The 25,937-nt window shown below is 66.6% G+C and carries 19 protein-coding genes (1 of these 19 running past the window's edge); 5 read left to right on the forward strand and 14 right to left on the reverse strand.

Annotated features, from left to right (window positions below; genetic code table 11):
• From NYE40_RS19865 to NYE40_RS19875, 3 genes are all read left to right on the forward strand, one after another.
• Window positions 1-232: the end of an MFS transporter gene (locus NYE40_RS19865; protein ID WP_153784220.1), read on the forward strand. The gene continues 1,055 nt to the left of window position 1, outside the view; 232 of the gene's 1,287 nt are visible here — the last part of the coding sequence; the start codon falls outside the window, past its left edge; the stop codon is at window positions 230-232.
• A 37-nt stretch (window positions 233-269) separates the two neighbouring features.
• Entirely contained in the window at window positions 270-827 is a 558-nt protein-coding gene (locus NYE40_RS19870) for a helix-turn-helix domain-containing protein (RefSeq protein WP_228551682.1), read from the forward strand.
• A gap of 86 nt (window positions 828-913) precedes the next feature.
• Window positions 914-2,086, forward strand: coding sequence for a methyltransferase domain-containing protein (locus tag NYE40_RS19875; RefSeq protein ID WP_339278830.1), 1,173 nt, complete (start codon window positions 914-916; stop codon window positions 2,084-2,086).
• A 158-nt stretch (window positions 2,087-2,244) separates the two neighbouring features.
• Here the strand turns inward: NYE40_RS19875 and NYE40_RS19880 are convergent, their stop codons facing one another.
• From NYE40_RS19880 to NYE40_RS19905, 6 genes are all read right to left on the reverse strand, one after another.
• Window positions 2,245-9,282: a glycoside hydrolase family 3 N-terminal domain-containing protein gene (locus NYE40_RS19880; RefSeq protein ID WP_153784222.1), complete on the reverse strand. Its 7,038-nt coding sequence runs from the start codon at window positions 9,280-9,282 to the stop codon at window positions 2,245-2,247.
• Between the two features lie 250 nt (window positions 9,283-9,532).
• Window positions 9,533-10,657, reverse strand: coding sequence for a hypothetical protein (locus tag NYE40_RS19885; protein ID WP_339278831.1), 1,125 nt, complete (start codon window positions 10,655-10,657; stop codon window positions 9,533-9,535).
• A 670-nt stretch (window positions 10,658-11,327) separates the two neighbouring features.
• Window positions 11,328-11,888, reverse strand: a complete 561-nt coding sequence (locus NYE40_RS19890; RefSeq protein WP_153784789.1) for an SLOG family protein — start codon at window positions 11,886-11,888, stop codon at window positions 11,328-11,330.
• Between the two features lie 156 nt (window positions 11,889-12,044).
• The gene (gene rmuC / locus NYE40_RS19895) at window positions 12,045-13,373 is read right to left on the reverse strand and encodes a DNA recombination protein RmuC (protein WP_228551683.1); all 1,329 of its coding nucleotides are present in this window, start codon (window positions 13,371-13,373) and stop codon (window positions 12,045-12,047) included.
• Between the two features lie 42 nt (window positions 13,374-13,415).
• Window positions 13,416-14,540 (reverse strand): N-acetylmuramoyl-L-alanine amidase, encoded by a 1,125-nt coding sequence (locus NYE40_RS19900; protein ID WP_153784223.1) that lies wholly within the window; start codon window positions 14,538-14,540, stop codon window positions 13,416-13,418.
• Window positions 14,537-14,851, reverse strand: coding sequence for a hypothetical protein (locus tag NYE40_RS19905; protein ID WP_153784224.1), 315 nt, complete (start codon window positions 14,849-14,851; stop codon window positions 14,537-14,539). The genes NYE40_RS19900 and NYE40_RS19905 overlap by 4 nt, the downstream gene beginning before the upstream one ends.
• A gap of 260 nt (window positions 14,852-15,111) precedes the next feature.
• Between NYE40_RS19905 and NYE40_RS19910 the strand changes: the two genes are divergently transcribed.
• Window positions 15,112-15,690, forward strand: coding sequence for a sigma-70 family RNA polymerase sigma factor (locus NYE40_RS19910; RefSeq protein WP_228551686.1), 579 nt, complete (start codon window positions 15,112-15,114; stop codon window positions 15,688-15,690).
• Window positions 15,680-17,233: a DUF4179 domain-containing protein gene (locus NYE40_RS19915; RefSeq protein ID WP_153784226.1), complete on the forward strand. Its 1,554-nt coding sequence runs from the start codon at window positions 15,680-15,682 to the stop codon at window positions 17,231-17,233. The genes NYE40_RS19910 and NYE40_RS19915 overlap by 11 nt, the downstream gene beginning before the upstream one ends.
• Window positions 17,234-17,399: 166 nt before the next feature.
• Here NYE40_RS19915 and NYE40_RS19920 read toward each other — a convergent pair whose 3' ends face one another.
• The 8 genes from NYE40_RS19920 to NYE40_RS19955 form a co-directional block, all read right to left on the reverse strand.
• Window positions 17,400-18,269 carry an aminoglycoside 6-adenylyltransferase gene (locus tag NYE40_RS19920; RefSeq protein ID WP_028598816.1) on the reverse strand — a complete coding sequence of 290 codons (870 nt, stop codon included), beginning with the start codon at window positions 18,267-18,269 and terminating at the stop codon, window positions 17,400-17,402.
• A 13-nt stretch (window positions 18,270-18,282) separates the two neighbouring features.
• The gene (locus NYE40_RS19925; protein ID WP_028598815.1) at window positions 18,283-18,702 is read right to left on the reverse strand and encodes a hypothetical protein; all 420 of its coding nucleotides are present in this window, start codon (window positions 18,700-18,702) and stop codon (window positions 18,283-18,285) included.
• Window positions 18,703-18,843: 141 nt separating this feature from the next.
• Window positions 18,844-19,653, reverse strand: a complete 810-nt coding sequence (locus tag NYE40_RS19930; RefSeq protein ID WP_028598814.1) for an inositol monophosphatase — start codon at window positions 19,651-19,653, stop codon at window positions 18,844-18,846.
• Window positions 19,650-20,690, reverse strand: coding sequence for an aminoglycoside phosphotransferase family protein (locus NYE40_RS19935; RefSeq protein WP_028598813.1), 1,041 nt, complete (start codon window positions 20,688-20,690; stop codon window positions 19,650-19,652). The genes NYE40_RS19930 and NYE40_RS19935 overlap by 4 nt, the downstream gene beginning before the upstream one ends.
• A gap of 143 nt (window positions 20,691-20,833) precedes the next feature.
• Window positions 20,834-21,895, reverse strand: coding sequence for an NlpC/P60 family protein (locus NYE40_RS19940; protein ID WP_028598812.1), 1,062 nt, complete (start codon window positions 21,893-21,895; stop codon window positions 20,834-20,836).
• A gap of 250 nt (window positions 21,896-22,145) precedes the next feature.
• On the reverse strand, window positions 22,146-23,252 hold the full coding sequence (locus NYE40_RS19945) for a dipeptide epimerase (protein WP_028598811.1): 1,107 nt from the start codon (window positions 23,250-23,252) through the stop codon (window positions 22,146-22,148).
• A gap of 50 nt (window positions 23,253-23,302) precedes the next feature.
• A complete protein-coding gene (locus tag NYE40_RS19950; RefSeq protein WP_153784230.1) occupies window positions 23,303-24,301 on the reverse strand; it encodes an LD-carboxypeptidase in 999 nt (332 codons plus the stop codon).
• The gene (locus tag NYE40_RS19955; RefSeq protein ID WP_028598810.1) at window positions 24,298-25,914 is read right to left on the reverse strand and encodes a peptide ABC transporter substrate-binding protein; all 1,617 of its coding nucleotides are present in this window, start codon (window positions 25,912-25,914) and stop codon (window positions 24,298-24,300) included. Before NYE40_RS19955 ends, NYE40_RS19950 begins: the two co-directional genes overlap by 4 nt.
• Between the last annotated feature and the right edge of the window lie 23 nt (window positions 25,915-25,937).

Below are 25,937 nucleotides of genomic sequence, written 5' to 3' on the forward strand. Positions count from 1 at the left end.
CATCAATACCCCGCTCTCGACGTATATGATGGAAGTGACGCCTGCCGGGATGCTAGGACGCGTCAGCTCCCTCTCTTCGATGATCTCCTCGGCGCTGCTGCCGGTCGGCGCGATCGCGGTAGGCGCGGTGGGAAGCCTCGTTCCGGTCGAGACGCTCTACCTCGGCGCCGGCTTGCTGATGGTGCTGCCTGCTTTCTTTCTGCTCACCCGCAAGAGCTTCATGAAAATATAGTATACTGGAACCTACATCCGCCTCCGGGCAGTCAGGAGTGGCCGCCATCGAAACGAAAGTGCTCAAGACGATCGAGGAAATCCGCATCTTCTCCGATCCATACCGCATGAAGATCCTGGACCAGTTCTACAAGGCCACGGAGCCGTCTACGATCAAGGAAATCGCCGACCAGCTCGGCGAGGTGCCGGCCAAGGTGTACTATCATGCCCGCAAGCTGGAGAGCATCGGCCTCCTCGAGCTGAAGGAGACGCGCCTGATCAACGGCATTACCGCGAAATATTACAAGGCGTTCGAGGGGAGCGTCCAGGTGAGGCGAGACGATGTCGACGAATCGATCCGCACCGTCTTCGCATCGGAAGCGCAGAAGCTCGTCGCCCGCATGTTCGACGCCAGCAAGCAGAAATATCTGGACAATCAAAGCTCCGGCAAGAAGCGGATCGGCACGGTGTTGAACAGCGACCTCTATCTGAACAAAGAAGAGTCCGAGGCCTTCGTCGAAATGATCCAGGACTTCATCCGCGAGCATAGCAAGCCGGCCTCTCCCGGCCAGGAAGCCCATCATTTTTTCTTTTCTTTTTCACACATCGAGGAATAGACGGCCCGGAAAGGCGTTCGCATAAACGGATGGCGCGCAGGCGGAATAGACTGTACGAACCCGTTTCTTGCAAAGGATGAGATGATGTGAGGATCGATCTGGGCTGCGGCGCGGCCAAGCATCCAGGCTGCATAGGCATCGATACGCGCGGGCTGCCGGATGTCGACTTGGTGCATGACTTCGACACGCCGCTGCCGCTGAGCGACGATTCGGTCGACTTCGCGATGCTGGCGGACAGCGCGCAATTTTCGGCGGACCCGCTCCGACTGATGAAGGAGCTTTATCGCGTCTGCCGCCATGGAGCTGTCGTATGCATCGCCGCTCCCTACGCGCATGCCTCGTCGCATCTGGCGAACCCGGCTTACCGCTCGCTTCTGAGCGAGCAGTCTCCCCGATACTGGACGTCCCACCCGGTCTGTTACGTCGATCCGGACGAATACCGCTTCTGCGCCGAGAGAAGCTGGTCGCTGCAGGGCGAGGAAGCGCCCGACCTGCGGCTCGTGCGGCTCGAGTTCTTTTATTATCCGCAATACGAAGGCATGTACGAGCCGCATGAGCTGTCCTTGCTGCGGCAGAGCCAGATGAACGTCGCCCATCACTTCATGATGCATCTGATCGTAGTGAAGCAAAGCGTATCGGAAGATGAGATGCAGTGGCTCTCCGTCCAGCCGATGGAGGAGCCGTCTTATGTGCAGGAGCTCCGCTTTCCGGTCCGCAGCGGCAGCGAGGAGCCGTTCCTGTATCCCGGACCGATGGAGCTGATGATGTCGGCTGCCGCGCCATCCGCCAAGGAAAGCGGTCAGGCGGATGTCCCGGCGGCGGAGAAGAGCAGCGAAGCGGACGGATCGGCGGAGAGCTCCGGCGAAGAGGCTGCAGGAGCGCATCCGCAACGATCCGATGCGGCCGCGGACGGCCCGGACGAGGCGCCGGGCGCTGGGGCTGAGCTCGGCTCGGGCGGGACAGACGGCGCGGGGGCAGAGCTCGGCTCGGGCGGGACAGACGACGCGGAGGCGGAGCTCGGCTCGGGAGAGACAGACAGCGCCGGGGCAGGGCTCGGCTCGGGAGAGGCCGCGGATCGGGCGGGAAATCTGCCTGATCGGGTGGTTGAGCCTGCCCGCCGTGGCGCTCCTCCCGCTCGGGCGAGCCGTCCGAGAGTCAAGCCTGGCGGCGGCAAGCGCACCCGCCGCTCCGCTGCCGCCAAGCCGGCTCCGAAAAAGCGCACCCGCACTCGCAACCGCGCCTCGTCCAAACGGACCTGACCTCATGCAGGCGGACTTGACCTCATGCAGGCACGGAGCCGAGCAACGCAAAAACCCTCTCCCGCTCAAGCGGGAAAGGGCTTTTGGCGTTGCGATGGAGTCGGTGTCGGGGCGGCGGATTGACTTGGCGTTCAGCCCGTCCGCCCGGCTCAAATAGATCAGCTGCGCTCCAGCAGGCGATAGAGCATCGCTGCCGTTTCCGCGCGGCTGGCCGTGCCTTGCGGCTTGAGCGCGCCGTTGTCGCCGCCGACGATGCCGGCCTGGACGAGCGCCGCCGCGCTCGCGGCTGCATACGGCGCGACGGAGCCGCTGTCGCGGAAGGCCGCCAGGCTGGAGAGCGCAGCAGGCTCAAGCGGCTCTCCGGCCAGCTCGGCCGCGCGGGCAAGGAGCGTCATCAGCTCCTGGCGGCTGACCGGCGCGAGCGGATCGAAGCGTCCGTCCTCGCGGCCTTGGGCCAGGCCCAGCAGCTTGGCGATGCGTGCCGCCTCCTCATAATAGGCTCCTGCCGGAATATCGCGGAACGATGCCTCGCCATCGGCGGAGAATTCGAACGCGCGTACGAGCAGCAGCAGCAGGTCGGCGCGGCGGACCTCAGCTCCGGGCTGGAAGCGCTGCTCGTCCACGCCTTGGACGATGCCGCGGGCTGCCAGCGCCTCGATCGCTTGCTGCGCCCAAGCATGCCGGGTCAGGTCGCGGAACTCGGCGCCGGAAAGAACGGCTGCATAGGTTCCGGATGCCCGGACATCGAACTTCACGCTGCCGCTGCCAGCGCCGGCGCCGGCGACGTAGCGGCCGCTCGGAACCGGGAGCGACCGGCTGCCGTCCAGCAGCCGCACCGCGATGCGGTGGGAGTCGGCCAGCGCCTGGCCGGCCAGCTTGGCCGGCACGGAGACGCTTGCCGCAGGATGTGATGCGGCCGGCACGACCGGCTTGCCGCCGCTGTCCAGGCTGATGCGGTAGACTGGGAGGCCTGCGGAAGCGGCTTGCTGCCCCGCCGTGAGGGCGCTGCGGTCCGCCGCATCCGCGAGAGTCAAGCGGACGTCGGCTCCGGCCAGCGCCGCTCCCTGGAGCCAGCCGGCCGGCAGCAGCAGCGTGCCGTTCGGCAGGCGCAGCTCCATGCTGGAGGCGCCGCTGCGCAGCGCTTCGGCCGGCAGGATGACCGTGTACCCTGTCGCCCCTGCCACGAATGGAACGTTGATCGTGATCTTGCCGCCCGCCGAGCCGGCCTGGTCGAGCTCGGCCTGGCTGACCGCGACGGAGGCGATGCCGGAAGCCGCGTCGAGCTTCGGCTGGCCGGAGGTCAGGCTGCCGCCGGGAGAGGCGGTCGGCGAAGCGCTTGGAGACGCGCTTGGCGCCGGCGTCGCGATCGGACCGCCGGTCGGTTCCGGCGTGGCCGTAGGTCCCGCGCTCGGCGTCGGCGATGAGCCCGGCGACTCGCTCGGCTGCGGCGACGTGCCCGGATCCGTGCTCGGCTGCGGATCAGCCGGACCGGTCACATAAGTGAACGCGGACACGAAGCTGGCGTCCATGCCGGCCTTGACGGCGACGGCGCGGATGACGACCGTGCCTTCCACCTGGATCGGACCGTCGGCGCGCCTGCCGCTCTCCGCGCTCGGCAGGCTGCCGTCCAGCGTGTAGTAGACGGCGGCATCCGCCGTTCCGCTGGCCAGCGTCACCGCTTGCGGCTTGGCGTGCTTGCCGGCCTTGAGCGAAGCTTTGGCGATGGCCGCCCGCTCCGGCTGGACGGCCGGCTCCTCGTCCGTCGGGGCGAGGCGCAGCCAGTCGAGGTTGAAGCCGTCGCCTTGGATGAGCACGGACAGCTGCTGCGGTCCGGCCGGAAGGGCGACGATGCCCGAGACCTCCCGGTACGTGCCCCAGCCTCCGGTGGACGGCAGCGAAACCGCGCCGACGGACTGGCCGTCCGCGAGCAGAGCCGCGGACACGCCGGACTGCTGCGTCGCATAGCGGTAAGTGACTTTATAACGTCCGGCCTGCGGCACGTCCACTCCATAATGGAGCTTGTTGCCGGCATTGGTATAGCCGACGTTGGCCGTGCCGGAGCTGCGGTTCGTCTCGATCGCGTTGCGGTCGGCGTCGAAATAGCTCTCCGCCTCGAGCTGCAGCGCTCCGTCCGCTCCCGCCATCTGCGGGCGCAGCGGCTCGACCGCCAGCGAGCCGACGTTGAAGCCGCCGACGTTCGCAGCGAGCCGCAGCGTCTGCTCTCCGCCAGGCAGGTCGATCGTCTTGCGCACCGTGATCCAGTTGTTGTAAATCTGCGGCACGCCGTACGTCGCCAGCACGGACTCGCCGAGCTTCAGGCTGAACGCGCCAATGCCGCCGTTTTGCGACTGCAGCTCCAGCGTCACCGTGTACCGTCCGGCCTCCGGCACGGCCAAGCGATAGTCGGCCCAGTCGCCCGCGTCCGACTCGCCGAGCTGGCGGCCGTCGGCTGAACCGCCGGCTCCCGGCTTGAAGCCGGACATCGCGGCGTAATCATCCGCCGAAGCCGTTCCCGGCACGGCGATGAGGCGCGGGTTGTCTTTCACCTGAAGTACCGGCCCGAGCTGCACCCAGTCGAGCGCGAGCGGTCCATCCGCCGCCGTCAGCCGCAGCTGCTGGGCTCCCTGGCTGAGGCGGATCGTGCCCGATGCGGTCGTCCACGCGGACGATGCCGGCAGCGCGTCGCTGTGGATCGGGCTGCCCCCGTAGACGGACCAGCTCACCGTGGCATCGGCCTCGGACTCCGTGCGGTAGCGGTACTGCAGCTGGTACAGGCCCGATTCCGGGGCGGAAACGCGGACGTTCAGCTCGCTGCCGCCGTGCAGGCTGACCGCATCCTTGGATGCGCCTGCCGGAGCCTCGAGCAGCAGCGCATGCGCCGTGCTGGAGGCCGCTTCGGCCTCGACGCGCTGCGGCAGCGCCGCTTCGCCGGCTGCAGGCTGCAGGCGCAGCTCGCGCAGCCGGTAGCCGGTGCCCGCGGCCTCAAGGCGCAGCTGCTGCTCCCCGGCCGGCAGGTCGAGCTGGACGCGGACAGCGGCGAACTCGCCGTACGTATCGCGCGTAACCGGCACATAGGCGGCCGTCGCGCCGCCGGCTTTTACCGTGACCGAGGCGTCCGCAGGCTGTCCCGCATAGCTCAGGTCGAGCGTGTAGCGGCCGGCCTTGCGCACGTTCACGCCGTAGTCGAAGGCCGCCTGGCCTTGCGCCGGGTCGGCGTTCAGGCCGTCGACGACGCCTGTCGCCGCGTCGGCCGAATACGAGCCCTCGGCCCGGTCGAAGCTTGACGCCGCGAAGCGGCCCGGGGCGGTCCGTCCGAGCTCCGGACGGGTCCAGCTGTAGGTGGCGACGGACTTGGCCGGCACGACCGCGCTGATCTGCGTGCCGTCGCTGAGCAGCTTGACCGGCTGGTCGGACGCCGTCTGGTTGATGAGCACCGCGACGATCTTTTTGCCGTCCGGACTGCGGAAGGCGACGTTGGTGACGGTGTCCTTGCTGCCGTAATTGCTGTCGATCCGCTCATAGCCCGGCAGGACGAACTTGGAGAACTGCGCCATCAAGTACGTCTCCGGCGCGAGCCAGTAGTGGTCGCGGTCTGCGGAGTCCTGGATGACCGGCGTCGGATCCGGCACGCCTGTCCACTGGTGGGCGCGGATGTCGCTGTCGAGCATGACGACCCACGAGTTGTAGCTGCGCGCCCAGTTGCGGAAGTACTGCGCGATGCGGTCCGCTCCCTGCGTGCCCCAGACGGCGCGCTCCGTCAGGTAGACGTTCTTTTCCGGGAACAGCTCCTTGAGCCTAGTCATCTCGCTCAGCTCTCCGCCATAGTCATGGAAAGCCGTGCCGTCGACAGCCGCGTAGGCGGCCGGATCGCGCAGCAGCTGCGCCGGATACGCCATCGTGTCGCCCGGGTTGTGGTCGAAGGTGAGGATCTTCACTTCGCCGAGGCCGGCGGCGTCGAGCTTCGCCCGCAGCAGCGCGGCCAGGCGGCCTTGCTGCTGCCAGCTCATCTTCGTGCTCGGATACTCGATCTCGAGCAGCGGCTCGTTCTGCATCGTCAGCATCTCGATCGGGATGCCTTCGTCGCCGTACGCCTGCACGAATTTCACCAGATAATCGGCGTAAACCGGCAGGTACGGCTCCAGCACCTCGCCCTTGATCATGCTGCCCGTCGTCTTCATCCAGCCCGGCGCGCTCCACGGCGAGCCGAAAAACTTGACGTCGGGGTTGATCGCCTGGATCTCCTGGAGCGTGGAGATGATGCCGAGGTCGCGGTCCTTCTGGATCGAGAACTTCTTGAGCTCGGGGTCGGTCTCGCCCGGCGGCAGGTCGTTGTAGGAATAGAACGGCTGTCCCGTGAAGTCCGCCGTGCCGATCGTGACGCGCACGAGGCTCATGCCGGCTCCCTTCTCCTTGTCGAACAGCTGGACGAGCAGCTCATGCCGCTTTTCCGGGGACATCTTCATCAGATTGCCGACGGTCGATTCCTCCATGGAGGAGCCGATGCCGAAAATGGACTGATAGGCGGTGTCCGCATCGAGCTCGATGACCTCGCCTGCCGCCTCGTTCGGCTTCACGACGTCAAGCGGGGCTTGCGGGGCCAGCTTGCTGTCGCCTTCCTGCCAGCGCGGGGCGTAGTACCAGCGGATGTCGCCCGGATCGCGCTCGCGGCTGATCCAGCTCTGCACCGCGTCCTCCTGCACGATCTCCGGCTCGATCGGCGTGCCCGGGCCGCCCGGCTCCTCCGTGCAAACCACCGTCGTCGGCGACGGCGCGTCGCCCGTGCGGGTCAGCTTCACCCAGTTGAGGTTGAAGCTGCCGCCGAGGAACGAGAGGCGCAGCTTCTGCTTGCAAGGTCCGCCCGGAAGCTCGATATCCTTGGCCTTGGCCGAGCCCCAGTCCTGGTAGCTGGCGATGCGCGGCAGCGGAATCGTCGCGCTCGCCTGCTTGTTGCCGTCGACGATCCGGAGGCCGGAGCTGTCTCCCCAGCTGGCGTAGCGGACCTCGACGTCATACAGGCCGCCTTCGAGCTCGACCTCGTGCTCGGTCCAGTCGCCATCGTCGATGTAGCCGATGTTGTCGCCGCCGCCCGCATCCTGCGTCTTTTCCGTCTGGATGCCGGACTGGGCGACGAACGATTCCGCCTCGATCTGCACATAGCCCGGATTTTCCGGCGTCTCCGGCTGCGGAGCTTCCGGCAGCGGCGGAGTCGCCTGGTTCTTTTGAAGACCATAGCCGGTCTGGAAAAGGAATTCCTCCGCTCCCGGATCCGGCTTGGCGTAAGCGCTCAGCTCGAACGGCCAGCGGATCGGCAGCTTGCCCTCGAACTCGCGCTCTCCGAGCAGCACGTCGGCTACGCCCGCGCCTTCCGTGCCGGGCAGCCAGGCCGCGACGAGGCCCTGCACCTGGTCCAGCTGCTTCGCGACCGTCATCGGACGCCCGCTGACGAGCACGAGCACGACCGGAAGATCCGGATTCGCCGCGCGGATGTTGTCCAGCGTCGCCTGGTCTTCCGTGTCCAGATCGAGGCTCGAGGCGTCGCCGCTGCCTTCCGCGTACGGCTTCTCGCCGAGCACGACGATCGCGGCGTCCTTGCCGGCCGCGCCGCGGCCGTGCTCGTTGAACGTCACCGTCGCGCCGGCTGCCTTGGCGGCCGCCTGCAGCCCCTCGAGGATCGTCGTGCCGGGCGTGATCGCGCCGGCCGAGCCCTGCCAGGTGATCGACCAGCCGCCCGACTGGCGGCCGATGTCGTTGGCGTTCTTGCCGGCGACGAGCAGATTTTTCATCGTCGGCAGCAGCGACAGGATCGGCGCCTCGACGCCGTCCGCCCCGCGCACGGGATCGTTCTTGAGCAGCACGAGCGAGCGGGATACGGCCTCGCGCGCCACGGCGCGGCTCGCCTGCGAGCCGAACGCCTGCTGCATGTCGCGGTCGCCGTAAGGCTGCTCGAACACGCCGGAGCGGAATTTCACCGTCAGGATGCGCGTGACGGCGTCGTCGATGCGGGACATCGGCACGGCGCCTTCTTCGGCAAGCGCTTTCAGATCGGCGTAGACCTGCTTCCATTTATCCGGCTCCATGATCATGTCGACGCCGGCGTTGACCGCCGTGCGCACCTGGGCCTTCAGCCCGCTGACCGCGTTGCCGGCCGAGTCCCGCGTGATCTGATCGATGGCGTTGTAGTCGGAGATGACGAAGCCCTTGAAGCCGAGCTCGCCCTTGAGCTTGTCCTGCAGCAGCCGCTCGTTGGCGTGCATCTTGAGCCCCTGGATGCTGTGGTAGGAAGCCATGACCGTGCCGACGCCGGCCTTGACGGCCGCTTCGTAGACCGGCTTTTCCAGCTTCCAGATGTCTTCCTCGCTGTAAGCAGTGACGTTGCCCTGGTTGACGCCGCCTGCCGTATAGCCCTCTCCCACGAAATGCTTGGCCGTAGCGACGACATGCTCGCGGTCGGCGAGCTGCTCCGGCTTCTCGCCCTGCAGCCCCCTGATGTACGCCGCGCCGAGCTTGGCCGCCAGCTCCGGACTGTCCCCGAAGCCTTCGTAGGTGCGGCCCCAGCGGATATCCTGCACGACGGCGAGCGCCGGCGCGAACGTCCAGTTGATGCCCGTGGCGCGGATCTCGGCCGCGGCCGCTTCGCCGACCCGCTCGGCCAGCTCCTCGCTGCCCGCTGCCGCCAGCCCGATGTTATGCGGGAACAGCGTCGCTCCCTTCACGTTGTTGTGGCCGTGCACCGCATCGACGCCATAGAGCAGCGGGATGCCCAGACGCGTCGACAGAGCGCCGTTCTGGTAGCTCTCGTACAGCTCCGTCCAGTTCTCCAGCGTGCTGTCGGCCTGCTTGCCGTTCGGGAACGAGCCGCCGCCGCTCAGCACGGAGCCGAGATGATAGGTCCGCACGTCCTCCGGCGTCACCGAGGCGCGCTCCGCTTGCACCATCTGGCCGACCTTTTCCTCGACCGTCATGCGGGCGAGCAGATCCTCGGTCCGTTTCTCCGGCGTCAGCGCCGGGTTGTAATAAGCGGGCAGCGTTCCGGCTTCGGGCGCCGCCGACGTCGCTGCCGGCAGCATGCCTGCGGCCAGCGCCGCGGCCGTCAGCGCGGACAGCCAGCGCTTCGCCTTGCCTTTTCTCGCTTCCGGCGGTCTGGCGCGGCCGCCTCCGGATCCGCGCTGCTGCGCAGAAGGGATACTCGGTTTCATCACTGCATGAAGCCTCCTCTGTAAATGTAATCGATACCAAGACCGAGCATGCGGAGGCGCGTTCCTGTAATCGTTTACAGAAACGCAGGTCGAGAGTCGTGCTGCCTGCGCCGTGATGCCGCTCCCATGCCAGCGATCGCAAGCCCAGTATAGGACAAGGAACAGCCGAAGGGGAATGCCCCTCCGGCACATCCTTGAAAAAACAAACGTCAAACCTGAAGTAATACCCGGTCGCTGCCGTCGAAGCGGACTAATTCGAGCTCCGCCTGGCTGGCGAGGGAGCCGGCAGCGCGGCCAGCGGCCGCAGCCGCTCCGGCGCAGGCGCAGGAAGTTTTGGCGATGGCAGCATGGGCGCGGAATGTGGCGGCGCGGAGTGCGGCGACGCGGAGTGCGGCGACGCGGAGTGCGGCGACGCGGAGTGCGGCGACGCGGAGTGCGGCGACGCGGAGTGCGGCGGCGCGGAGTGCGGTGGCGCGGAGTGCGGCGACGCGGAGTGCGGCGACGCGGAGTGCGGCGACGCGGAGTGCGGCGACGCGGAGTGCGGCGGCGCGGAGTGCGGCGACGCGGAGTGCGGCGGCGCGGGCAGCCGATAGGCCGGGGCGGTAAATTCGTCCTGGCCGATCCGCGCCCACTCCGCGCTGACTGCATACCGCTGGCCAGAGGTGAACGCGAAGCCGGCAGGCAGCCGGAAGCGCGGCGCTTGGCGGGCGGACGCGAGCTGCGTGCCCGGGATATACGTCGCTTCGAGCGTCTGGCCGCGCTCGGGCGAGATCTGCACGGTCAGCCCGTCGAGCGGCGGCACGATTTGATAGTATCGTCCTTCGAACACATTGTCGGCGCTGAGCTCGAAGCCGCTCCCGGCAAGCTCCGGCCGTACCGCCTCCGTCACCCTGCCCACGTCTACCACCGCATCGCCGAGCGATGCCGCGAGCTCGACCGTATCGTAGGCGCAGGCCACGGCGCGGCGGAAAAAGATCCGGTCGACGCCGGCGCGGAAGCCGAGCTTGTCGCCGCCCCGGAACGCGCAGGCGTAGCGCTTGCCCGGCTGCTGAAGGCTCGTCGGCACGATGTAGGAAGCGCGGGAGCCGTTTTTCAGGCGCGGGCATCCCGTCACCTGCAAGCCGCCGCTGAGCTTGAGGTAAGCCGGAGCTGCCTCCAGCTCCTCCGGCGCGAGCGGCTTGCTGAAGCTGAGCTGCAGCGACACCGGGCTGAGCGCCTCGGCGCCGACCAGCTGCTTGGGAATGTATTTGGGCGGCTTTTCGGCCTTGACCTTGTTCCTGCGGTTCACGAGACGGCCTAATAGCGAACGCTCCATGCTCGTGGAATGATGCCAGCCGTCCGCCGGCTGTCCGTCCGTTTCGATGTCGCTCTGCACGCCTCTCCCACCTGCCCCGGTTGAAGTGGATTCTGCCCTACTTTATGCCGATCGGCTTGGGCAAGGTGAAGGACGACGAGCGCTGCGCCTCGCGAGACGTTTTGGGGACGCAAACATTCCAAGGCACAAATCTGCCTTGGATCCACCAGATTCGGCCCGAAATCAAACATCCAAGGCACAATTCTGCCTTGGATTCGTAGATTCGGCCCGAAATCAAACATCCAAGGCACAAATCTGCCTTGGATCCATAAATTCGGCCCGAAACCAAACATCCAAGGCACAAATCTGCCTTGGATCCATAGATTCGGCCCGAAACCAAACATCCAAGGCACAAATCTGCCTTGGATCCATAGATTCGGCCCGAAATTCATAATCCAAGGCACAAAACTGCCTTGGATTCATAGATTCGGCCCGAAATTAAACATCCAAGGCACAAAACTGCCTTGGATCCGTAGATTCGGCCCGAAATTCAAACATCCAAGGCACAAAACTGCCTTGGATTCATAGATTCAGCCCGAAATCAAACATCCAAGGCACAATTCTGCCTTGGATCCACCAGATTCGGCCCGAAATTCAACATCCAAGGCACAAATTTGCCTTGGATCCACCAGATTCGGCCCGAAATCAAACATCCAAGGCACAAATCTGCCTTGGATTCATAGCGCGACCTCTACTCGAACGCCGCGCTCCGAGCGTCGTCGGCGATGCTTTGCACCGTCTCCGCCGAAATCGTGAGCAGCGGGTAATCGTCGCCCGTCTCCTGACGCTTCAGCGCGCGCTCCTTGAAGTAGCGCGGGCTGCCCTCGCCCATCTCCTCGTCGTAAAAGAGCAGCATGGCGTCGCTCTTGCGCACGAGCAAGCTGTCACGGGCGGTCAGCTGCCAGACGCCTTCGTACGACTGCTTGCTGACGCTGGCATGATGGTCCACCTGGCGCAGCAGCTCCTCGTAGTACAGCTTGCGGTCGTCCTTCCACTTCTCGTCGACGTTCGCGTACGCGGTCAGGATCGACACCTTGAGCTGCGGATAGTCCCGCTTCAGCTCCAGCGCCGCCTCCACCGCCCACAGGTCGAAGCCGTAGCCGCCCGGGGACAGCAGCCACTCCAGGCCGTCCTCCAGCAGCGGCACGAGCCGGCTCGTCGCCGCCGCCTTGATGTACGGAATCGCCTCATGCTTCTGGTTGAAAATATTCAGCTCATGCGCCCGGTACCCGGTCGCGAGCAGATTCACGATGCCGCCCATGCGCAGCGCCTCCTTCATCCCGGCCTGCCCGGGCCTTCATGGATTGCCTGCCGCCTGCTGATCGCCCGCCTGCCCGGGCCTTCAATTGATTCCTTGCCGCCTGCTGATCCTCGGCGGACCGAAGTCCGCATCCAAGCCCTGCAGCGGCTAATCGCCGGCGGCCTCGAGCAGCAGATCCGGCGTCTCGCCGGCCGGCAGCTCCTGCACCTTGCGCAGCTTGCGCTCGATCGCGCGCGAGCGCACCGAGGCGGCGTCGATCGAGTTGCTCGCCTCCTGCAGCTTCTTCTGCGTCTTGTCGAGCAGGTCGCCGAACTTGCCGAACTCCGTCTTCACCGCGCCGAGCACCTGCCATACCTCGCTCGAGCGCTGCTGGATCGCCAGCGTCTGGAAGCCCATCTGCAGGCTGTTGAGCAGCGCCGTGAGCGTCGTCGGACCGGCGATGACGACCCGGTGCTCCCGCTGCACGTATTCCCACAAGCCCGGCCTCCGCAGCACCTCCGCAAACAGGCCCTCCACCGGCAGGAACATGATGCCGAAGTCGGTCGTGTTCGGCGGATCGAGGTACTTGGCCTGGATGCTCTTGGCTTCGGCCTTGATGCGGGCGTCCAGCAGCCTCGAGCACTCGGCCGCGGCCGCATGGTCGTCGGCGTCAAGCGCGTCGAGCAGCCGCTGATAGTCCTCGATCGGGAACTTGGAGTCGATCGGCAAGTACAGCCACTGCTTGGGGTTGTGCTTGTCCGGGATGCGCACCGCGAATTCGACGCGCTCGCTGCTGCCGCGCCGCGTGGCGGCGTTGCGCTCGTACTGCTCGACGGTCAGCGTCTGCTCCAGCAGGTTGCCGAGCTGGATCTCGCCGAGCGTGCCGCGCGTCTTGACGTTCGTCAGCACCTTGCGCAGGTCGCCGACGCCGCTCGCCAGATTCTTCATCTCGCCGAGCCCCTGATGCACGAGCTCCAGCCGGTCGCTGACGAGCTTGAACGACTCGCCGAGCCGCTGCTCCAGCGTCGCATGCAGCTTCTCGTCCACGGTCGCGCGCATCTGCTCGAGCCTGCGTCCGTTGTCCTCCTGCAGCAGGCGCAGCTTCTCCTCCACCGTGCCGCGCACGAGCTCCAGCTTGGTCTCGCTCACCCGGGTCAGCTCCGAGAGCCGCTCGGAAAAATGATCCAGCAAATGCTTCTGCTGCTGGGCCATGTCGTTCATGTTGGCCATGAGCATGCGGTTCGTCGCGTTCAGAGCCGCCGCCAGCTCCTCGCGGCTCTGCCGCGCCGAGGCGGACGCCTCCTGGCGCGCCTGCGCGGCCTGCTCCGAGCTCTCCCGGCGCAGCTCCGCCCGCAGCCGCTCCAGCTCCGCGCGCAGCTCGCGGATCAGGGCATCCTGTCCGCCCCGGCCGCTGCCGGGACGCCGGAGCAGCAGCAAGCCGACGCCGGCCAGCACGAGCAGCTGCAGCCCCATGATGAGGAACGTATTCGTATCCATCGGTCCGACCTACCTTCTTTTGTCAGCCGCGCCGGAAGGCGCTCAGCTGGACTTGCGGGCGAAATAATCCTGAAGCCCCTCGGCGATCGCCTTGGCCGCGGCTTTTTGATAAGACGCCGTGCGGGCTTCCTTCTCATCCTTGGCGTTGCTGAGGAAGCCGAGCTCGACGAGGACGGACGGCAGCCGGTTCTCCCGCAGCACATGGTAGTCGCCGAAGGCGATGCCGTTGCTGCGCAGGCTCAGTCCTTGCAGCCGCCCCTCCACCGCATGCGCGAGCGGGGCGTCCTTGCTTTTGGAATAATAGAAGACCAGCGTTCCCGACGCCTGGTTTTTGGCGGAATTGTAGTGCACGCTCACGAATGCGTCCGCCTCCGCGTCGGCGGCGGTCTTCACCCGTTCCGGCAGCGCCGGCTTCTCGCCGTCCTTGGTGCGCGTCATGACGACGCGCGCGCCGAGCGAGCGCAGCTCCTCCGCCAGCAGCTTGGACGTGCTCAGCGTCAGATCCTTCTCCTCGGTGCCATGGGTCGTGCCGATCATGCCGGGGTCGTTGCCTCCGTGGCCCGGATCGACGGCGATCAGCTTGCCCTGCAGGCTGCCGCGGGAAGAGCCCGTCGCCGGACCGAGCCCGCCGCCGGAGCTGACGGCCACGCTCCCCCCGATGTACTGGCTGCTCATCCACGCCGTCTGGCCGCTCTCGGTCGTGACGCGAGTCCAGCTGCCTTCTTGCTTGAGGATCTTGACGCGGTCGCCGGTCGTCACGCTGCCGACTACATCGTAGCCGGTTCCCGGTCCGCTGCGCAGCCGCACGCCGCTGCCGGCGACGGACTTCCAGCCGCTGTCCTTGGCGGCGGAAGCCGTCGTCACAGACGAGCCGGAGCCGGAAGCGCTGGCGGAGCCGGACGACGCCACCAGGAAGTGCGCGGCCGCCCAGCCCTTCAGCCCGCCGCCGCTCAGCTTCGCCCAGCCGTATTTCTCCTCGGTCACTTGTACGACCGTGCCCTGCTTCAAGTATCCCTTCACGGCGGAGCCGCTGTCGGCGTCCTCGCGCACGGCGAGCGACTTGGTGCCGACCTTGTAGCTCGCGCCCGCCGCCGTCGCCTCGCCGGCCGTCCAGGCCGGAAGCGCCAGCAGAAGCGCGATCAGCAGCATCGTCAGCCTGCAAATCATTCGGCTCCCCCTTTCAACGGACCGTCCCGCACCTCGATGACCGCTTCCCGCTCCGCCTCGTCGTAGACGAGATGAAGCTCCTTGGCGTCGAGATACCACAGCTGGTCCTCCTCCATGAAAAAGACCAGTCCTTCCTGCTCCTTCCGCAAGCCCGGGGATCGCGACTCGTCCTTCATGATGCCGAGCGACAGTCCCGGCTGCACGCTGCCGCAGCCTCCGAGCCGCACGAAGACGCGCAGCTGCTCTCCATCCTCCAGGCCCAGCTCCCGCTTATACCAGCGAGCCGCTTCCGGCTCTACGACCAGCTTCATGCTCCCGTGCTCCTTCCTTACCGCGCGGGGACTTGCTTCCCGTTTGCCCGGCTTTCACTCTACTAGTATTTGCTAGATTCGATGATAGTATAACAAAGGCGGACTTGCTAGAGCCAGCCGAAAGGGCGTTCCATGAATAAACTCTCATCGAAATGCGCGGGGAGGAAAACCGTTCGCCCCTCTCGCAGGTCTAATGATGAGGAGCCCCGGCCAGACGGCCAAGGGGCCGCCGAACGGGGAATCCCGGATAAGGAGCGCTTATGATTCCATTAGAGCCTGAATCGAAGAGGATGCTGGCGAGACGGGCGGCCGCCGGCGACGAGGAAGCGTTCCTCGAGCTGATGGATGCCGAGCGGCATCGGCTGCGGCGCATCGCCTCGGCCTGCCTGTCCGGCGAGCACGACGTGCTCGAGGCCGTGCAGGAAACGGCATGCCGGGCCTGGCTCAAGCGCCGCGAGCTGCGCCAGCCGGACTATATGGGCACCTGGCTCGTGCGCATCCTGCTGCGCGTCTGCGCCGACGAGCTGAAGCGCAGCCGCAGGCAGCCGCCCAGCGCGGAGGCGGCGGAGCTGCTGGAACGGCGAGGCCGGGAGGCCGCCCCCCTCGCCGATGAAGCAGGGGAAGCCGACCTGCGGCTCGATCTGGCGGCGGTGGTCGATGCGCTGGAGCCGCCGTATCGGGATGTCGTACGCATGAAGTACCACCGGGACATGACGCTGACCGAGATCGCCCGCGCGCTGGAGAAGCCGCCGGGCACGGTGAAGACGTGGCTGCACAAGGCGCTCGGCCAGATGCGCGGACAGCTGCGGAAGGGAGAGGAGGGCAAGCATGGAGGATGAACGTAAGGTTCCTGGACGCAAAGGGGAAGAAGGCCCGGCGGACGGGCATGAGCCTGCGGAGGCGGGAGCCTCGTCCGCCGGCGGGCGGGAGAGCGGGCGGACGACTGGAGCGGAGCCGTCGGAGCTCGCGACCGACGCGCGGTTGAGCGAAGCCGAGCATGCGGAACGAGCGGCGGATGCGCGGTTGAGCGAAGCCGAGCCGTCGGAGCTCGTGGCAGACGGGCGGTTGAGCGATGCCGAGCATGCGGAGCTCGCGGCGGACGAGCGGCTGCGAGCGGCGATCCGGGCTGGGCTGGAGCGCGGCAAGCGCCGCTCGCGGCCGAGGCGGAGACGCAGGCTCGGCCTAGGCTTGGCTGCCGCGCTCATTTCGCTGCTGGCGCTGACGGCCGGCGCGGCTAAGGTCAGTCCGGCGTTTGCCGATGCGCTGCGCAGCGTGCCTAGCCTTTCCGGCTTCCTGCGGCTGATCGGGGAGAATCCCGCCCTGCTCAGCTCGATCGATCGCGATCTGCTGCAGATTGTCGGCCGCACCGCGGAAAAGGACGGCAAATGGCTGACCGTCGAGGCGCTCGTCGCCGACGAGCGGCGGCTGGTCGTTTTTTACCGGACGAACTTGCAAGAGTTCGAATCCGTCCCTCTTCGTCTGAGCATGCTGGACGGGCAAGGCCAGGTTCTGTCTGCCGGGTATTCATCGGGCTATACGCCGCCATCTTCCGAATCGGAAGGCTCGGAAGACAGCAAGCCGGACATGATCGACGTGCAGATGAGTCCGGGCGAGCGCCTCCCGGAGCAGGTCTTGCTGCGTGTCAATCAAGCCGGAGTCATGCTGGAGGTGCCGCTCGACATCGATCTTAACAAGTCAGCCGGGCTCGTTCGCGAGTTTCCTCTGAACCGGACGCTCGAGATCGAAGGCCAGAAGCTGATCGTCGTCTCGGCCCGCCAGACGCCGCTGCAGCTCGAACTGAAGCTGCGCAAGGATCCCGCCAATACGATGGAGATCCAAGGCTTGCTGAATCTTCGCTTGACGGATGAATCCGGGCGCGAGTGGCGCAGCACCGGCGGCTTTTTAGGCGACGAGCCGGTCTTGTTCTTTAAGAACGGCTACTTTCAGAAGCCGAAGCGGCTGACGCTGCAGGCCGACGGCTTCTACCTGTTCGCCAAGGGGCAGCAGATCGTCGTCGACACGGAAAAGCGCATCATGCTGGAAGCGCCGGATGATCGGCTCTCGATGACAGCGCCGGATACGTCCCTCCTTCAGGGACAGCTCGACGTGTCCAACGTGCTCGCCTTCCGCCTGACCGGCCTCGACGAGCGGGACAGCCTGTACGCCTACAGCCTCCTCGTCTCCAGCACATTTACGGATGGATCCGGAACGAAGCGGGAGGCTGGGACGGGACGGATGATCCTCCACACCAATCCGACCGAAGGACAGACGATCTTCGTGGAGCTTCCCGAGGAGAAGCTTCCGCAGCCGCTCACCTTCGACGTGACCAGCTATCCGGGCTACGCGCTGCGACCGATCGAGGTCGAGATGCTGCCGGACTGATCGGTCGACAGCCGAAAAAAGCGAGCATGCTGGAAGCGAGAAACCCGCCGGATCGATGTCCGGCGGGTCTTTTGCGCTGCTCTTGGCGGGGGAAATTTCCGAGCGCATCCAAGCCCTTTTTCGCCCCTCGATTCGCCCCGGCTATTGAAGCCGTCGACCCATTGCGTCAAAACCGCCCTGCATCCGCGGGAAGAGACTGCACCCGCCGCAAATAAGCGGCCATGCGCTCGTCCTCCTCTGCCGGATAGCGGCAGCCGAGACGGGCGGCCACTTGTTCTCCCGAGCGCCGGAACAGGCGGACGGCCGCGAACAGCGCTTCCCAGACTTCCTCTTCGCTGCCCCCAGGAAATGTCTGCATCAGCCCTTCCCACTCGTCCTCCTCCAGCCACCGCCGGATCCGCTTGCGGTTCTTGCCGACGCTGACGGAGAACCCCGTCCGATAGCCGGCCTGCCACTCCAGCATCTGCAGCAGCATCGGCCGCAGGATGCCGTTCAGATGATCCATTGCATACAGGATCTCCCGCCTCCACAGTCCTTTGGCGACGTAGGTCGAGACCATCCAGAACTCATTGCGGCAATCATGGAAATAAGCCTCGCTCGGAGCGCTGACCCGGTAGTCCTCATCCGTCGAAGGCGGCACCTCCGGCAGCAGGCCGTCCTTGTCCAGCAGCACCTTCAGCAGCTTGTCCTCCGCCGCGTAGGCTGACGCCTCTTCCATCGGAATGAGCGTCAGGTCGAGCTTGTTGCCGTCCTCGAACAGGATCAGGTACGAGAAGCGGCGCCCCAGCTCGGCCGGGAACAGCTCCATCGCCTCCGGCGTTTGAAGCCACAGCCGCGAGCCGAAGCGGTCGATCCAGTCCGGATCGGCTTGGAACGAATCCATATCCGAGACGAGATAGGAAATATCATAGTCTTGAAACAGATCCGGTGCGGCGTTCGGATCGGTGCGCGAGCCTTCCAGCGTGACAGCTCGAATCCGCTCGTCCTCCCGAGCCGTCGCCAGAAAAAGCTCCATCATGTCCGTCTCGCTCCGCATTCCAGCTCCTCCTTCATAAAATCTCGTAATAGGAAGCGGCCCGCTCGAGCATCGCCCGCTCGTCTCTTTCAACTGCCCCGAAACGGCCTTCGCCGGTCCAGACCGGCGGCTCCTTCAGCCGCTCCTGCCGCGTCAACCGCTCCCTCAGCTCGAGCAGCGCGCCCAGCACGAGCCTGCGGCGCGGCTCTCCCCAGCCGCTCCCGCGCTCCTGCACCGCGCGCATGGCCTGCTCCGGCGTCATCCGCCGCAGCGGCTGCAGGCAGCACGCCCAGCGCACGAGATCGAACGGCTGCCCGCACCGGGCTACCTCCGCCTCGCTCCAGCCGCTGCAGGCGCCGCAGCTGAGCTGCAGCACGGCGCATCGGCATGATGAGCCTTTTTCCACCCGATCGACGACGTACAGCCTCATCCCGTTCAGCGCTTCTTCTCCCATCGTTCCCGATCCTCTCTGCTCGACTCTTCGATGTCCTTAGCGTAATCCATAGAGAGGTAAAAAGAGGGTAGAAGAATCGCCGACCCCCGTTAAAAAGGTCTAAACAGGGTCCTGCGCGCACGTCCGCTCGCCTGCCATGCCTCACACCTTCAAGCCGTCCCGCACGAGCGCGATCAGCTCCGGCAGATGATCGGGATGGGCGGCGATCAGATACGGCTCCGCGCTCATCCCCTCGAAAGGCTCGCCGTCGAAATCGACGACCGCCGCTCCCGCCTCGCGGGCGAGCAGCAGTCCGGCGTACAGATCGTCGCCCTCCGAATTGTACAGCACCATCGCGTCCAAATCGCCGCGCGCGAGCATGCACCACTGCAGCGCTGGCGCCCACAGGCGCAGGACGCGCTTGAAGCTGCCCTCGAGCCGGGCTTTGAGCGCAAGCACCCGCCCGTCCTTGCCGACGGCATGTCCCTGGATCCAGCCGACGGTCATGCGCGGCACGGAAGGACAGCGGCGGATAGAGAGCGGAGCTCCGTCGACGAAGGCTCCTTTTCCCTGCTCCGCCACATACAGCCGATCCAGATGGGAGTCGCAAATGACGCCGAGCAGCGGCTCGCGCCGGTAAAGCAGCGTGATCGAGACGCCGTATACCGGCAAGCCGATCGCGTAGTTGTTCGTCCCGTCGAGCGGATCGACGAGCCACAGCCAGTCGCCCGGCGCTCCGTGCCAGCCTGTCTCCTCGCTGCGGATCTCATGGTCCGGGAATGCCGCGCGGATATGCGCCAGGATGATCTCCTCGGCCAGCGTATCGGCGACGGTGACGAGATCGCCGCTGTCGCCCTTGTCCTGCACCTGCTTGTCCCGCGTGAAATAATCCCGCGCCATCTCCGCCGCCTCGCGCGCGGCGAGCTCGGCCACCTCCCTGGCCCGGGCCAGCACCGCCTGATGCTCCGTCATGGCGTCTCCCTCCTGCCCGCGGATCGCGGCTGGATGGCGGCCAGCCAGTCGGCGAGATCCGCCTGCTGCGCGGCCGCCCATGCCCGGAACGTCAGCTCCGCAGGCCAGTCGGCGGCTCCCATCGCCTTGAGGCAGCCCCAGTCGAGCACGTTCTGATGCAGCAGATGCACGCCGAGGCGGCTGCCTAGCCCTCGCTCGTCCTCCATTCCCTCCGCATAGGCCCGCAGGAAGCACGCCGCCAGGTCCTGCCGGCCGCGCCCGCGGTAATAGACGAGCAGCTTGGCCAGATCGGCCAGCGGATCGCCGAAGTAGGCGTTCGTCAGGTCGAACAGGCCGCTGACTGCGAGGCGGCTGGCGTCGGCCGGACGGCTCGCCAGCAGGAAGTTGCCCGGCTTGAAGTCGCCCATGCACAGGGCCGCTTGGCCGAGCTCGGCGAAATCGGGCTGCGCTTGCCGCAGCCTCTCCTCGGTCCATGCCATGTCCTCGGCGCCGATGGCGGAGAATCGCGCCGCATCATGCAGCCAGTAGAGGATGCGCTCGGAGAGCCAGCCGTAGTAGCCGCCCTCGAACGGGACGATCCTGCGTGAAATCGGATCGTATTCGCCGTACATCGGCTCCTTCCAGCGGTGGATCTCGTGCAGCGCCTCGGCGGCCGCTTCCGCTCCGGCGAAGCCTCCCTCGTCCGCCAGATCGCCGAGATGCCGGCCGGGCAGGCACGGCATGATCGCGTAGCTCCAGCCGAACAGATCCGTTCGTTCGTCTACGATATAAGGAATCGGGAGCGGCAGCCTCGTCCGCGAGGCCAGCTGCTCGGTGAACCAGCGCTCCTCCTCCAGTTGTCCGGGATAGAGCGGGTTTCCTTTGAGGATGAACGCCCTCGTACTCGTCTCGATGCGCAGCGTCTGGCTCATCGCGCCCTGGCCGGTTCGGCTCCAGGCGAGCAGGCGGCCGAGCCCGTGGCGGTCCAGCATGCGCTGCAGCTGCTCGTCGCTCGTCTCGCCGACGCGAGGCGAGGAAAAAATGATTTTGGTCGTCATGGCGGCTCCTTCCCTGCACCCGTCGGTGCTGGCGTATCCTTCCATGATGAGGGACGGCTAGGAATTCGGCAAGATGAAGAAGCGCCTGAACAAGCGGAAAAGCCCGCTCTCCCGCAACGAGGCGGGAGAACGGGCTCGAATGCTTACTTCCAATACCGGCGGCTGGCGCAATGCTCGCGGTACAGCTCGTAGCTCTCGTCGAGCTTGACGAGCTCGACGCAGCGGCCCGTCCGGGGCGAGTGGATCATCCGCCCGCCGCCTGCGTAGATGCCGACGTGATGGATGCGGCCCTTGCCCTCCTCGTAGGCGAAAAACAGCAGGTCGCCCGGCGTCAGCTCCTCCCGCTCCACAGGCAGCCCGCCGAGCGCCTGGTCCGACGCGTCGCGGGGAATGACGAAGCCGGCGGCGCGGTGCATCACATAAGCGAGCCCGGAGCAGTCGTAGCCGAAGGAGGAGATGCCGCCCCAGAGATAGGGGAGGCCCAAGTAGCGCTTGGCCTGCTCTACGATGACGCGGCCGGCATGACGGCCTTCTCCGACGAGCGCCGACGTCTCCCGCGGCTCGCGCAGGCGGATGTCGCTGCGGCGCAGCCATCCTCCGCCTCCTTGAGGCAAAGCGACCTCGACCCAATCTCCCCGCTCCGAGAGGACCGGCAGCTCCGTGAGGAAGCTCAGCTCGATCCACGGCTGCGGCTCGCAGGCGGCCTCTGGCTCCGCGGCTTCTGCCGCTGCCGCGCCGGCGCCGCCGCTTGCGGCAGGGGCGGACGGAGCGATGTCGGCCGCCGCCCCGAGCGGCGCGCTGCCGCGATGCAGCCAGGCGCTCTCGGCCGTCACGACCGCGATCGGCGCCGGCCCGCTCCGCTCCGGCTCGCCTGCGGCGCCGTCGAAAACGAGCTGCGCGAGCGGCATCCATCCCGGATAGCCGCCCGGCTCCTTGGCTGTCGCCTGGGCGGGCGCGTGGATGCGCGCCCAGCCATCCTTTTCCTCCGCGACGAGCACCCGCTCGCCGAGCAGCAGCTGCGTCTGCAGCCGATTGCCCTCGCACAGGTCAAGCCGCTGCTCGAAGTCCATGCTGCCGATCCAGCCCCTCACATCCGCCGGGGACGCCAGCGCCGGCGCATCCTGCTCCCGCGCATGCGCCGGGCTCGTCCATACGCCGGCCACGCTGACCGCCACGCGCGCTTCCTTTCCGCTCGCCTGCTCCATGCCGCCATGCCTCCTTCAAGGATTGAATTCGCCATGCCTATGCCTTGCCGATAAGCTTCGTTCTACTTTCTTCGCCGGCGGTCTACGATCCTTTGCGCCAAAGCAAAAACCTTCAGCAGCAAGCCGCTCTCGCCGGTCGTCCTTTAAGGATGCACCTCCCGGCATGAGAATGCAGGCGGCGCGGATCTTGTAAAAAACCAGAGCCAGATTCACCTTGGAATCTGGCTCTGGCTTTTTTGAAAACCTCGCCCTACGAAACCGCCGCGCCCGCTCCCGGACGGATGCGCACGCCGCGGATGCCGAGGCCGGGCGCGTCGGGGAACGTCATGACGCGGCCGTCGTAGCGCACGCCGCCATCGACGATGTCGCTGCCGATGAGCAGCGGCGCGTCAAAGTCGAAGCGCGTAATGTTCTTCTTGCTCGCCGCCAGATGCGCCGCCGCCGTGACGGCGACGCGCGACTCAATCATGCTGCCGACCATGCACTCGACGCCGTACTGCTCAGCGAGCGCGTTGATCTGCTGCGCCTTGTAGATGCCGCCCGCCTTCATCAGCTTGATGTTGATGAGGTCGGCCGCCCGCAGCTGCAGCACGCGCAGCGCCTCCGCCGGCGAAAAGACGCTCTCGTCCGCCATGATCGGCGTCTGCACGGCGTCGGTGACGGCCTTCAGCCCTTCGACGTCATGCGCCCGCACCGGCTGCTCGACAAGCTCGAGATTCAGCCCGAGATCCTCCATGCGCCGGATGGCGCGCACCGCCTCCTTGACGCTCCAGCCCTGGTTGGCGTCGAGCCGGATGCGCACGTCCGGGCCGACGCGCGCCCGGATCTCCTCGATCCGCCGCACGTCGAGCTCCGCCGCGTCCTTGCCGACCTTGATCTTGAGCACGTCGAACCCGCCGCGCACGCTCGCCTCCGCATCGCGCGCCATCTCCTCCGGCTCGCCGACGCTGACCGTGAAGTCGGTCTCCAGCCGGTCCTTGTAGCCGCCGAGGAACTGATACAGCGGCAAGCCGCAGTGCTGGGCGACGAGATCGTAGATCGCCATGTCGAGCGCGGCCTTGGCGCTCGGACTGCCGACCATCGCGCCGTGCACCGTCTGCAGCAGCCGCTCGTAGCCGAGCAGGCTCTGCCCGATCAGCGGCGGCGCGAGCGTATGCTCGATCGCCGCCTGGATGCTCTCCAGGCTGTCGCCGGTGATGACGACGGTGGACGGAGCCTCGCCCCAGCCGATCCGCCCGTCCTGGTCGCGGACGCGCACGATGATCGACTCCGCCTCGCGCACGGTGCGCAGCGCTGTGCGGAACGGCCTCGCCATCGGGGTCGACTGGCGCATCGCCTTGATGCTCTCTATGTTCATGCCGGATGTCCTCCTCTGCCTAGGGGGGCGTGTCTGCACGCAATCACGCCCTAGCCTCTCTCGCTGTCTGCCGCCGATCCGCTGGCCGCCTCGTCCTCTGCCCAGCCCGACTCCGCAAAGTCCAGCCGGCGCTCCGCCGTGCTCAGCCGCGCCTCCACGCCGAGCGGCACGGCCAGCTGAGGCGAGCCGTGGCCGATGCGGAATCCCGCGAGCGCCGGCTTGCCCGCCGCGCCGAGATGCTCCTGCAGCACCTCGTCCAGCGAGAGCGACGCCTTGCGCTTGGCCGGGCCGCAGTTGTGGAAGTCGCCGACGACGATGCCTGCGGCATCGTCCAGCTTGCCCGCCTGCCGCAGCTGCATGAGCATGCGGTCGACCCGGTACGGCTCCTCGTCGATATCCTCAAGCAGCAGCAGCCGGCCGCGCGTGTCGAGCTCATAGCGCGTGCCGAGCGTGCTCACGATCAGCGTCAGGTTGCCGCCGACGACCGGGCCGCTCGCCTCGCCCGGCACGATCGGCCGCAGCGGCCCGTGCTCCTCGCCGAGCTGCGGCCGCCGCGGAGCGAGCAGCTGCCGGTACGCCTCCAGCGTGACCGGATGCGGCCGCGCATGGTCGAAGCCGCCGCTGCCGGCCGGCTGCTCCTGCAGGTCGATCATCATCGGCCCGTGGAACGTGACCAGTCCGGCGAGCCGGCCGATCGCCGCATGCAGGAAGGTGATGTCGCTGTAGCCCCAGAACGCCTTGGGATGAGCGCGGATGACGCCGTAGTCGAGCCGGTCGGCGATGCGCGCCGTGCCGTAGCCGCCGCGGGCGCAGACGATGCCGGAGATCGACGGATCGGCGAACATCTCCATCAGCTCGTCCGCGCGCTCCTCGTCGCTGCCGGCGAGATAGCCGCGGCGCAGCGACACGGTGCGGCCGAGCCGCACCCGCAGGCCGAGCCGCTCGAGCTGCCGCGAGGCGGCCTCGATCTGCGCCGGATCGCCGGGGCTGGCGAGCGCCGGGATGCCGACGGTGTCGCCCGGCTTCAGCGCGGGAGGCCGCAGCATCATTTCAGCTCCGCCCACTTGAAGTCGATGAAGCCGAACGCATGGCGCACGACGCCGGACAGCTTGTCGCTCTCCAGATTGACGCTGTTATAGTAGTAGAGCGGCAGGATCGGCGCGTCGTCCATCAGGATCTTCTCCGCCTCGTGCATCATCTCGTAGCGCTGCTTCTCGTCGGCCTGCTCGTACGCGCCCTGGATCAGCTCGTCGAACTTGTCGTTTTTCCAGCCGGTGCGGCTGAACGGATTGTCGGACTGGAAGCCGTCGAGGAAGTTGATCGGGTCGGCGAAGTCCGGCAGGAACGAGGAGCGGGACAGCTGCAGCTGCAGCGCCTTCTGCTCGGCCGTCATCACCTTGCTCTCCTTGCTCTCGAGCTTGACTTCGACGCCGAGATTGTCCTTGAACATCGCCTGCAGCGCCTGCGCGACCTTCTGGTTCACGTCGTTGGTGCTGTACGTCAGCGTGATCGGCGGCAGCGCCGAGTAGCCGGCTTCCTTCATGCCCGCCGCGAGCAGCTCCTTGGCCTTGGCCGCGTCGAAGCCGATCAGGTCGCCGCCGACGTCGCGGAAGTCGCCGCCGGCCGCATCCTCGAGACCCGGCGAGACGAAGCCGACAGCCGGCTTATGCTTCTGGCGCAGGACGAGATCGACGAGCTGCTGGCGGTCGACCGCGGCGACGAACGCCTGGCGGATGCTCTTGTTGGTGAACGGCTCCATCGTCGTGTTGAAGCGGTAGAACGCGGTGCCGGCGGATTCCTCGACCTTGACCTTGCCGTCCGCGAACAGCTGGTCGGCCATGTCGGCCGGGATGCTGCCGGTCGTGTCGAGCTCGCCGGTCGTGAACAGCTGATAGGCCGTATTCGTATCGTTGACCATCTTGTACGTGACGCCGCCGAGCTTCACCGTGCCGGCATCCCAGTAGTCCTTGTTCTTGACCATCTTGAGCTCTTCCTCATGCTTCCACTCCGTAATCGTGAACGGACCGTTGCTGACGATCGTCGACGCTTCGCCCGCCCACTGGGCGTTGCCTTCCACCGTCGCCTGATGCACGGGGAAAAACGCCGGGCTGGCCGTCATCTGCACGAGCCAGGCCGCCGGATGGCGCAGCGTGACCTCGAGCGTCTTGTCGTCCTTCGCCTTGATGCCGACGGCGTCGGCGGAGCCTTTGCCGGAGTTGTAGTCCTCCGCGCCGACGATCGGATAGGCGAGGAACGCCGCGTCGGATGCCGTCTCAGGATTGAGCAGCCGCTTCCAGGCGAACTCGAAGTCCGACGCCTTGACGGGATCGCCGTTCGACCATTTCACCCCGTCGCGCAGCGTGAACGTATAGACGAGGCCGTCGTCCGACACCTTCCACTCCGCGGCCATCGCCGGCTCCGGCTTGTCGTCCTTGCCGAGACGCGCCAGCCCCTCGAACGCGTTGTTGACGATGTCGTAGGAGATCTGGTCGAAGCCGATCGGCGGATCGAGCGACGTCGGCTCCTTGCCGTTGTTGTAGCGCAGGATCTTGCCTGCCGCCTCTCCTTCTCCGGCCTCTCCGTTCGACGAGTCATTGCCGCATGCCGCCAGCACGCCTCCCGCCAGCATGACGCTCATCAGCAGCATCGAAAGCTTCTTCATCTTCATTTGATCGCTCTCCCCTT

The sequence above is a fragment of the Paenibacillus sp. FSL W8-1187 genome, from assembly GCF_037965485.1.
Lineage (GTDB): Bacteria > Bacillota > Bacilli > Paenibacillales > Paenibacillaceae > Paenibacillus_O > Paenibacillus_O pasadenensis.